This window comes from Halalkalibacter akibai JCM 9157 (genome assembly GCF_000513135.1).
Classification (GTDB): domain Bacteria; phylum Bacillota; class Bacilli; order Bacillales; family Bacillaceae_D; genus Halalkalibacter; species Halalkalibacter akibai.
This window is the reverse complement of the sequence record NZ_BAUV01000105.1, coordinates 1-2878: the sequence shown is the minus strand read 5'-3', so window position 1 is coordinate 2878 and position 2878 is coordinate 1. Positions and strand designations below refer to the sequence as shown.

Annotated in this window: 2 protein-coding genes and 2 pseudogenes; all 4 read right to left on the bottom strand. The window is 32.2% G+C overall.

Features of this window, described 5'->3' with window-relative positions; translation table 11 throughout:
* Nucleotides 1-129 precede the first annotated feature (129 nt).
* The gene (locus tag JCM9157_RS22800; protein WP_035668767.1) at nt 130-615 is read right to left on the bottom strand and encodes a membrane lipoprotein lipid attachment site-containing protein; all 486 of its coding nucleotides are present in this window, start codon (nt 613-615) and stop codon (nt 130-132) included.
* A gap of 73 nt (nt 616-688) precedes the next feature.
* On the bottom strand, nt 689-1261 hold the full coding sequence (locus tag JCM9157_RS22795; protein ID WP_035668766.1) for a hypothetical protein: 573 nt from the start codon (nt 1259-1261) through the stop codon (nt 689-691).
* A gap of 298 nt (nt 1262-1559) precedes the next feature.
* A pseudogene (locus JCM9157_RS22790) lies at nt 1560-1865 on the bottom strand (GNAT family N-acetyltransferase); the annotation flags it as partial.
* 241 nt (nt 1866-2106) lie between these two features.
* A pseudogene (locus JCM9157_RS22785) lies at nt 2107-2576 on the bottom strand (2-thiouracil desulfurase family protein).
* Nucleotides 2577-2878 lie beyond the last annotated feature (302 nt).

The following is a 2878-nucleotide window of genomic DNA, read 5'->3' as shown; positions in this document are numbered from 1 at the left end:
AATGCGTTCCTGCTATTGCAGAAACGCTTCAGTTGGTTGTTTTTTGACTATCGAACCCTTTCAAATTCGTTAAATATCAACATCAATTTGTATTATTGAATTGGGTAAAGAATTACAAGAAAAATAGACTCAATCGTATCCACCAGTAGGTTCAGGGAGTGATTTGTACTCATCTTTTGGATATATAATTTCTTTATTTATAAAATGCATCGTTTCTTCCCATTTATTTAGAGCACTTGACTCGCAAGATGTGTCCCACTTTAAGTTATGATCTTCACCATTTATCGTCATGGAAAGTTCGTATTTATTATAAGGCTGCATACATGTTGAACCACCTTCATCTGCTGGTAACCGCAAAACATCTGCGTTTCTAAATTTTTCATAGATAACTTCCATCTCTTCATTGGAAAGTATCATGTCTGTTGTCGCCGTTCCATCAACCACCAAATCTTTTGTGTAAGTATTTTCATATGTATTAATCTCATTTGCTGAAGTCACCCCATATTTTAGTGAAAATGCAAAGTCGTTAGGTTTTCCTTCGGGTAATACTTCATTTGTAGGATTACAAGCACTGAGAATGAACAACATTGTTAAAAAGAATAATAGTTTTCGCATAGTCCCTCCCTGCAAACCTGTCCTTTATTTCATATGGTTTGTGGTTAAATATGGGTATTGAAAAAGGTAAACATTACTGTTCACCAATTTTATACCACCTTAAATCTTCATTAAGATTGATGTATGTTGCATTTTCAGGATAGCCAAAATAATAAAGCTCTTCACCTTCTTTATTGATTGCAACTGGATTAAGCTGTTCAATTTGTTTACTAAATGAAAATAAGAAAGTGATCGGCTCTCCTGTCTTTATTTCCTTCCTCTCTGTGTAAGGCTCTAAACCAGCTTCGATATATGCCACTTCTTCATCGTATGATATTATAGTCAACATAGTGGCTGCTTCATCTTTTGTTGTATAACTAATACTTCCAATTGTTTGAACTTTATCAGGCCTAAAAGGAGTATAGGTTGATACACCACTATGATAGAAAAACCCTTTCTTTTCAGATAGTACTGTATGATACATTTCTTTTTGATCACTCTTAAATAAGAAAATATCAAATGAACCTACATCATGTTGTTCTAGCAAATCTGCATCTGCTGGAAGGAAATCATGACTTATAGCTGCACTCAATGCAGAAAATCTATTTCCACTAATAAATAATATTATTATAATTAACAATGGTATTAGAAATAACAATCTTTTCATTCATAAGCACCCCCTAAAAATTAAAAACTCTTGTTATACTATCCTACTCATCCAAGATTGAATTATTTGATATTATTAACTAACCAAACAGCAAAAATAAATGAAGCAGTTACCGAAAATAGCATCGTCAAACTAATTGATGATGTTTTATATATGGTATAGACCAAATATAGAATAAATAATATCAAATAATCACTGTATCTTTTTAACATCAAATCCCCCTAAACAAGCTCTCTCGAATACTTACAAGCAATACTTTTAAGTTATTAGAACTTCTGAATCAACTGTGTTAATTGGGTTAGATAAACTTATACATACCAGGCCCATCTATAGGTCTTTCTAGAAAATCAAACTTTTTATAAAAGTCAATTTTACCTCTCGCACAAGACAATTGAACCCATTTAATCCCGCTTTCCTTACATTTGTCAGTGAGCAGTGTTAAAATTTTGCTACCAATACCTTTTTTTTGATACTCTGGATGAACGATCATGTCTGCAATGAACGTTTGATAAACTCCATCCGAAATAACCCTACCAAAACCAACTAACTTCCCATCATGATAAGCAGAAATAGAAAACCAACTATTATTAATAGCTTTAGATAGCTGTTCATTCGTGTATGTACCGTTTACATTTCAACCTGTTGTCTCATATAACTCAAAAAATTTATCCTCTTCTGGTATGAAACTCTCATAATTTATCTTCATAATTAAACTCCTTAATGTAGTTAATTAGCAGTTCGACTGTTAAGATACTGGTTGTTTTAAAAGCACTTTAATTATTGCTGTTTTTCTTGTTGCTTTCATCCACCATGTTAAAAAGCCAAAACTCCTCAGAAATTAATTATTATTTTAAGAATTTAGAGTCATTTTCTACAAATTGTTCTTCTGATATTACTTGTAATCCATTTCTTTTAAGTAACGCAGAAGTAACTCCATTCCCATCTATTTTCTCACCAGTAAATTTGCCATTGTAAATTATTGAACTACCGCATGATGGACTATTCTCTTTGAGAATAATTAATGTTGCATTAATTTCCCGAGCTTTTTCTAATGTAGTATAAGCTCCTTTTATGTAGAGTTTTGTTACGTCTTTACCAGACTTATCAATTACTTTAGCCCTTCCATCAAGTACGTCATCACCGTCTCCGCTACAATTTCAGCAGGTTCTCTTGGAGTTGAAAATCCACCAAGCAGTTCAGGGCAAACTGTTACGGCTTTGTTCTCTTTAATTAACTTACTTATTTTTTTATCTAAACAATGTGAACCGTTATATCTTACTTTTAACCCAGCTAAACAAGAACTGACTATTATCATAAAATACTCCTCTCATAATAAGACGAACTACTTCTCATTTTGATTTCTCTATATATTTTGCAATTGTTTATCGTTTTTCCCCATAAAAAAGCCCCTCTAGATAGACTATTAAGAACATAATAACATGCTCTCTTTTTTTCGTGTCTACCTAAAGGGGATAATACCACTTATTGGTCTCTTTTTTTATATTAATATATAGTGTTCTATTATATGAAAATATGTAGCTACTTGTCGTATCCTAAAGAATTCAAACCTCTGACTAAGGCTTAGAATCTACAACTGAGTAAGGGCACATAAAATGG